The organism is Pseudomonas sp. S30 (assembly GCF_016518545.1).
Taxonomy (GTDB): Bacteria; Pseudomonadota; Gammaproteobacteria; order Pseudomonadales; family Pseudomonadaceae; genus Aquipseudomonas.
Genome location: NZ_JACVTO010000013.1, coordinates 157,718 through 164,061 on the forward strand (window position 1 = coordinate 157,718; position 6,344 = coordinate 164,061).

General features: G+C 54.7%; 8 protein-coding genes. 5 read left to right on the forward strand and 3 right to left on the reverse strand.

Annotation, left to right across the window (positions count from 1 at the left end; translation table 11 throughout):
• Positions 1 to 114 precede the first annotated feature (114 nt).
• From IAE34_RS15945 to IAE34_RS15955, 3 genes are all read left to right on the forward strand, one after another.
• Positions 115 to 843 carry a metallophosphoesterase gene (locus IAE34_RS15945; RefSeq protein ID WP_200139919.1) on the forward strand — a complete coding sequence of 243 codons (729 nt, stop codon included), beginning with the start codon at positions 115 to 117 and terminating at the stop codon, positions 841 to 843.
• Positions 844 to 849: 6 nt separating this feature from the next.
• Positions 850 to 1,143, forward strand: a complete 294-nt coding sequence (locus tag IAE34_RS15950; RefSeq protein WP_233631189.1) for a hypothetical protein — start codon at positions 850 to 852, stop codon at positions 1,141 to 1,143.
• 66 nt (positions 1,144 to 1,209) lie between these two features.
• Positions 1,210 to 1,848 carry an HAD family hydrolase gene (locus IAE34_RS15955; RefSeq protein ID WP_200139921.1) on the forward strand — a complete coding sequence of 213 codons (639 nt, stop codon included), beginning with the start codon at positions 1,210 to 1,212 and terminating at the stop codon, positions 1,846 to 1,848.
• 120 nt (positions 1,849 to 1,968) lie between these two features.
• On the opposite strand, the gene IAE34_RS15960 is transcribed toward IAE34_RS15955, so the two are convergent.
• Positions 1,969 to 2,667, reverse strand: coding sequence for a helix-turn-helix domain-containing protein (locus IAE34_RS15960; RefSeq protein ID WP_233631182.1), 699 nt, complete (start codon positions 2,665 to 2,667; stop codon positions 1,969 to 1,971).
• A gap of 234 nt (positions 2,668 to 2,901) precedes the next feature.
• Here IAE34_RS15960 and IAE34_RS15965 point away from each other — a divergent pair, with 234 nt between their 5' ends.
• Positions 2,902 to 3,198: a hypothetical protein gene (locus IAE34_RS15965; RefSeq protein WP_200139922.1), complete on the forward strand. Its 297-nt coding sequence runs from the start codon at positions 2,902 to 2,904 to the stop codon at positions 3,196 to 3,198.
• Between the two features lie 688 nt (positions 3,199 to 3,886).
• Here the strand turns inward: IAE34_RS15965 and IAE34_RS15970 are convergent.
• Both IAE34_RS15970 and IAE34_RS15975 read right to left on the reverse strand, forming a co-directional pair.
• On the reverse strand, positions 3,887 to 4,264 hold the full coding sequence (locus IAE34_RS15970; RefSeq protein WP_200139923.1) for a hypothetical protein: 378 nt from the start codon (positions 4,262 to 4,264) through the stop codon (positions 3,887 to 3,889).
• A 204-nt stretch (positions 4,265 to 4,468) separates the two neighbouring features.
• Entirely contained in the window at positions 4,469 to 5,116 is a 648-nt protein-coding gene (locus IAE34_RS15975; protein WP_200139924.1) for a TetR/AcrR family transcriptional regulator, read from the reverse strand.
• Between the two features lie 405 nt (positions 5,117 to 5,521).
• Here IAE34_RS15975 and IAE34_RS15980 point away from each other — a divergent pair.
• On the forward strand, positions 5,522 to 6,344 hold an 823-nt coding region (locus tag IAE34_RS15980), incomplete at its 3' end, for a hypothetical protein (RefSeq protein ID WP_200139925.1).

Here is a 6,344-nt window from a genome sequence, read left to right on the forward strand (position 1 = left end):
GATGGCCTGTGAGTCACGAGGTTTTCTGCTGTGTCGGACGTTCTCTGGCAGCGTGTACGTCGTATGTGATTGGGCCAGCAGCGATCAAGTATTCAACGTAGATGGGGTCGTCCATTGAAGATCCGTGTCCTGTCAGACCTCCATCTTGAGTTTGAACCATACGCCCCCGTCGACGTTGAGGCCGAATTGGTAGTGCTCGCTGGAGACATTCACACGAAAAATCGAGGTGTCGCTTGGGCAAATCAAGCATTCAACTGTCCTGTCATTTACGTCCTAGGGAATCACGAGCTTTACACCGGGCACCTTGATCGAACAATTGAAAAAATGAGGCTCCAGGCGGCGCCGCATGTGCACATTCTTGAATGTGAAACCTTCATCGCCGATGGCGTCCGTTTTCTCTGCGCAACCGCTTGGACTGATTTTACTTCGACAGGAAATCTTGCGGTGGCTTCATCCGTGGCCAGGCACGAGATGAACGACTTCCGAATGACCCGATGCGGCCAAGGATATAGACGCATCAGGCCAGACGACTTGATCGCCAAGAATCGCGCGACCCGAGCCTGGCTAGCCGAGGAGCTCAACAGGCCGTTTGCTGGGAGGACGGTCGTTGTTACCCACCATGCCCCTATACCTCAGGTCATCGGTTACAAACACGAAGGGCACTTGAACGCGGCTTATGCAAATGCTTGGCATGACTTGCTGCCTCTGGCGGATGCGTGGATCTTCGGACACACACATCTAGCAGTCGATGTCGTGATGGGAGACTGCCGCCTGGTGTCAAACCCAAAAGGCTACCCCCAAGAAGACACCGGGTTCGACCCTTGGAAGCTGATTGAGATTTGAGTGAATATGCTGCGAGAAAATGTAATGCGCGCCAACTCAGAAGGTGACCTGCCCTGGGTTGTGATCAAAGCCCGCGAACTCGACTGGGGCGTGTTAATCGACGCGTTTCTAGTCGACGCTGCCAAAGTCGGTGACAGATATGTGGCGCAGGTATTTGATGATCGATCCGGGCTGGCTGAGAACGGCTCTACTGTGGTCACACCACTTCTGAAGCTGGTCTGCTCGCAGGGTATGTTCAAGATGTTCAGAAGTATCTGTGGCAATGACCACTACGTAGTCGCGTCTGAGTATCGAGACTGAGGTGCTACCTAGAGGGGCACAAGCGCACTGCCCGTGTGTCGATGAATCCATCATGTGAGGCCTACCATGCTTCCGTCTGCTGCGATCTTTGACGCGTTCGGCACGCTGCTCGACATCAAGCATCGAACGCATCCCTACCGAATGCTCCTGCGTGAAGGTGCCCGCCAAGGGCGTGCTCCTCGCGCCGAAGACCTGCGCTCCCTGATGACCTGGAACTGCTCGATCGGTGAGGCTGCTGACCAGTTGGGTATACGTATCTCAGCTGAGCGTATGGAGGTGATCCAGGCGGCACTCGCCGATGAGCTTGAATCACTGGTGCCCTTCACTGACGGACTCGAATCCGTTGAGATGCTCCGTGGTGCCGGTGTTCGTGTCGGCATCTGCTCGAACCTTTCGGCGGCCTACGGCGCAGGTGTGAAACGGCTTCTCTCTGCGGCGGACGCTTTCGCGTTGAGCTATGAGGTCGGAGCCATCAAGCCTGAACCGTTGATTTACCACGCCATGTGCCACTCGTTGGGTGTTCAGCCCCATCGATACCTACTGCCAGGGGCGCCATCAATACTGATGATCGGTGACTCGCCCCGCTGCGACAGAGATGGGCCCCGCACGCTTGGGATCTCGGGACATCTTTTGACGAGGGGACGCGGCAGGATAGAAAACCTCGTTCAGTTCGCAGAGTTGGTTCTGCAGTCCACTGGCCACTGAGCGACATCAGTCAGTGTCATTCCAATGCACGACCCTTGAACTGCACGGGGTGCTAGCGGAAAGCCCCAGACTCCGAACATGGTCACCACGTTTCCTGGGACTATCTCCAATCGCGGAGGGTCAGAATGAGAAGTCCGGCTTCTTCTGTACAGAAAACTGCTCGGGTGCCTTTCCGCGCTCAAAGGCGATCAGGTAGGTAATCTGAGCCTTCATGGGTTCCAACCCTGGCTGTTCGCCTCGTGTTCTCAAGTAAACGTCGCGGGTCGCGTAATGCACAGCTACCTGGTGCTTGTGCAAATCGTCGATCATTTCCTGCAGTTCGTCGTAGATGGCGAGCTTGTCGCGTGCTGGATAGTCGCTCGCACAGTCCCGGTACTCGTGGAAATAGTCGGTGAGCGCGGCAAAAACCTCATGAGCATCTCGGCTAATTTGGAAGCCAGGCTGGATCACGTCCAGTGTGGATGCCTCGGCCAATTGGGCAAGCTGATACCCCGTTGTAATGGGATGGGCAGGTACAGTCACATAGTCGCGCTCGATACGTTCCTTTTCGGCCTGGATCTCTTCAGCGGTCGGAATGGTAAAGGGCTTATTGAAGGCGTCGATGTCCTCAAACTCGAAGGCACGGGCGAGCGCGCGGCGAGTATCAAAGCTCGCCGATTTGGCATTTTCGACGCGCTGTATCGTTCGCGGATGAATGCCGGCCAGCTCAGCTAAGGTTTCCTGAGACCACTGGAGTGCCTCTCTCATGAGGCGCACGACAATCGCGAGCTCTTCAAGAGTCAGCAGTCGAGCTTGGCCGGAACAGGTTTGGTTTTCCATGGTGTGATCCATCGTGGGGGTAGGTGGGGCTGATGATGACGCTCACTTCCGTGTCCCAACACGACAGACCCCCGACAGCCAGTGACTGGGGGCTGTCATTAGCCTCATACCTCGCGGCTTTACAGCGTAAAATACTGGCATGGCCGACGCCATAATGTCGCAACCGATCAGTGCACCGTGCGGCCATCATCAATGCCGCGATGCCTGGCACTCGCATCAAACGAGAGTACGTAGATGACTGTTAACCTGAGTGAGGAAGAAATGCGCAAAGCGCTTTTCGGTTCCTCACCACCAACCGTTCGTAATGAAGAAAAAGCCACGACCAAGCCGGAGAAGCCGGCCCAGCGTAAGTTTTCCTCCCCACGGCTTAGGGTCACTCTGAGGGTGACCAAAACGTTCGAGGGGGAGGAGGAGCTCTTTAGCTACGATGCCAATACTTTGAGTAGCCTGGTGGCTGAGCAAGAAGCCAGAGCTGCTGCCAAGAAAAAGCGATTCAAGTATTTCGAACTCGTTTCCGTCGTCTCTGTGTGATGCCGACTACAGGGCCATTGGGAAAGCGGCCCCTGCTGGAGTTTAGCCCCGCAAACCTGAAGCCGTTATTGGCCCCAGGACGGGGGCTGCGCCTTCAACTCATTGCGGAAAGCTCTTCGCGCATGACTTTGGCCAGCTCCAGCATCGGAAGTTGAATGGCCACCGAGGCAGCCGAGCATCCGTGATGGTGGGTGAAAGGCTTCCGCGCATCTTCAACCGAATGGCTAGCAGTGCAGACTCTGCATGACACTCGCTCATCAACGATGTCCCAACGTTGTCTCCAACTGGCGAGCGGGCTGCTTTCGGGGGCAGGTATCGGATTGCCAGAGTCCATGGCACTTCTCCTTTGTAGGATGCGTAGGAGTATGGGCTGGTAGTCGGATGAGCCGGTGAAAATCACCTTTCAGTGATCGCCGTAAGGGAAGCGCGCCAGTAATGGGGCAGGCTCATCCAACAACCATTACCTAGGCGTGAAACGTTCAGAATTGGGACGATACTTTCAAATATGCGTCATTTTCAGAGGACTCCCCCTTAAAAAATTTTAAAGGCGACGGAGTTTATATATTTGAAGACAAAGCAAAAGCAGCGGTGCCCGTAGCCCCTCCATCCGTCAGGCACAGCACGGTTTTCCTTTCGCTTTCAGGTGGCTTTTGATCCTGCCTTATGGGCCGTTCACAGGCCTGGAAGGTTACGCGCCCATGTACATGCTCTGCGAAGTCGCCCCCTTGAACGCTGTCAGCGCTTTCAACGGGAGTGTTTCGACATATCGCTCCAGCACGTTGCTCGGTACTGAGCTGTCGTTGGCCAATGCCAGTGCTTGAGAAATCGCTGCGGCTATCCCTGCGCGCACATCGGTCTCGGCAGGTGTTCCTGTATCGAGAGAGCGGTCGGTGGGCGCATTTTTGAGCGCATGGTAATCGGCGTACCCGAGCGCCTTGGACAAGATTTCAGACGCGAGGGATAGTTTGATAGGCGACCTGCCAGGCCACCTGTTCTGGATGCTTTTGGACAGTTTTCTGAAGGCACCCTGAGGCAGCAGATCCTGGGAAAAAATTGGAACGCGCATGGCAGTTCTCCAACGTCACGGTGCCGGCTGCCCGCTGACTATTGTCGAAATGCGTGCGAAAGAAGGGGATAGCACCTGATGCACAAAGGCTATGCTTGCCGACCGCTCGATCCAGGAAAACCGATGTGGCACGGTATCATCGGTTCTGGGGTTGATCAACTACAGTGGGGGTAGGTGGTGGGGGCATAGGCCAAAAGCGCTACTTCAATGCCGGAGTGATCGCAGGAATTCGTCTACCGTGCGTTCGACAATCTCTTCGACCTCATCGCGGGCGAGTGGATCGCTATTACCTTTGACCTGCTTCCAGAGGATTCGACCGTCAAGCACCTCCATGAAGCTGCGGGCGGCAGTATCCGGCGCTTGAACTGCTAGGACATCTCGGCGTGACAGCTCCGCGAGATAATCGCTAACAGCAGCCATTGCCGGCGCCTGGATAACCTCGTCAAAGCGTTCTGCAAGCATAGGGAACCGCTGACCTTCCTTAATGACCATGCGCAGGAAGTCGGCGGCGGTCGGCCCCGACCAGAAGCAAGCAAAGTCGGTCGCGATCTGTATGAGGCCGCCCCGAGGCTCGGTCAGGGCGCGCTCATCCGTTGCCACATTGATGACAGCGAAGGCCTTCCACATCCGCTCTACCACTGCAACGAAGAGAGACTCCTTGCCCTCGGGATAACGGTTGTACAGGGTTTGGCGGGTCACCGCTGCAGCTTTGGCGATCTCCTCCATGCTGGTGCCTTGATACCCGTGCTCGATGAACATCCTGCCTGCAGCGGCGAGAATCTTGATCGGACGTGATGCGCTCTCGCCTGGGTTGAGCAAGTCGTCGACGGGGGAATGGGTGGCCGCGTTCATTTGGGTTACCTGTAGCAGAATAGCTTTAGTGTTACTCAAAGAGTCGCATTATGCCACCCGCGTTTTACATATTTAGCTTTACTATGTGTAAAGGCCGGCTAATGGGGAAAGCGGCGTGGGAGTGAAAGGCTAGTTGTCGCCGGAATATTTGGACAGTTCCATTCGGCTAGTGCTTGGAGCGTGGTGGCGGAGAGTGTTTGTTTTTTAGATATGTTGTTGGTTTGAGGGCGTGGGTCTTTGGGTTTTCTGAGTTTTGTGTTTTTTTGGGTATTTGGTGTTCTCGGGGAGTGGGGAGGGTTTTTGCAGGGCGGTACCTATAGCGGGAGCGTTTTTTTTCGGACAGGTACCGACGCCTTCCGACCGGAAGCCTTATCATCAATTTGTCACTTAATAGAGGGTTAGGAAATGGATGTTAAAGCTTGTACCGCTGCAGTCGAGATATGTGAGAACGTGCTGCGTGAGGACTATAAATATAATGTCGAGCGCGGCATCTTACGCAGCACCAATCGTCTCATCGAAAGCCTACTGGGCCGTACTCACGAGCTATCCGGCGCTTACGTAGAACTTTGTGATGGCCTTGCCGCAGAGCCAAGGGTGCTGAAGTCTTTCTTTGAGATATACACCTCAGTGATTCAGTCCTGGAATCCTCAAGAAATAAAAAAGGCGCGTGAGGATAGGGACGAGCTGACTGAGCTGAATGTGCATATTGCAAAGACTTCAGAGTTGCTCTCGGAGATGCTCTCGCGCCGGGCTGAAGTAAAAGAAAGATCTAGTTTTACTTGTGATACCTATTATCACATTATGGATGTCGTTGAAGGGGCCTCAGAGGGGAATGGGCTTTTTGGGTCTTATCTGAAGGAAAAGCTTGGTGGGCTGACCCACCAGTATGACCTGAAATACTGGCCGACCATAAGTAAGGTGGTGGAGCAGATTGGTATTGATGCGGCTAAAGCGATGACGGTTTCTCGTGACTCCAGTGCAAGCGCAGCAACTGAGGCGCGCCGTTCTGGATTGGCTGATTTTCTGAAAGCCTTTGAAGCAGCGCTTGATAGAAATAGGATGGGGAATAACGGGCTTATCCCCGATAAGTTTTCGCTAACGGATACTACTATGGCTTCATTAGTTAGTTGCGGGCTTGAGCTGGAAGTTGATGAGATAGTTGGCGCCGAATTTGTGAAGCGCTATCGGCAGCGCGAGCGTGAGCGGGCGAGGAGGGAGGGGGCGGTAG

What these genes read in the sequence shown, in the direction of transcription:
- IAE34_RS15950 (WP_233631189.1), top strand. Translation starts at nt 850, where the DNA reads ATGCTGCGAGAAAATGTAATGCGCGCCAACTCAGAAGGTGACCTGCCC.
- IAE34_RS15955 (WP_200139921.1), top strand. Translation starts at nt 1,210, where the DNA reads ATGCTTCCGTCTGCTGCGATCTTTGACGCGTTCGGCACGCTGCTCGAC.
- IAE34_RS15960 (WP_233631182.1), bottom strand. Translation starts at nt 2,667, where the DNA reads ATGGAAAACCAAACCTGTTCCGGCCAAGCTCGACTGCTGACTCTTGAA.
- IAE34_RS15965 (WP_200139922.1), top strand. Translation starts at nt 2,902, where the DNA reads ATGACTGTTAACCTGAGTGAGGAAGAAATGCGCAAAGCGCTTTTCGGT.
- IAE34_RS15970 (WP_200139923.1), bottom strand. Translation starts at nt 4,264, where the DNA reads ATGCGCGTTCCAATTTTTTCCCAGGATCTGCTGCCTCAGGGTGCCTTC.
- IAE34_RS15975 (WP_200139924.1), bottom strand. Translation starts at nt 5,116, where the DNA reads ATGAACGCGGCCACCCATTCCCCCGTCGACGACTTGCTCAACCCAGGC.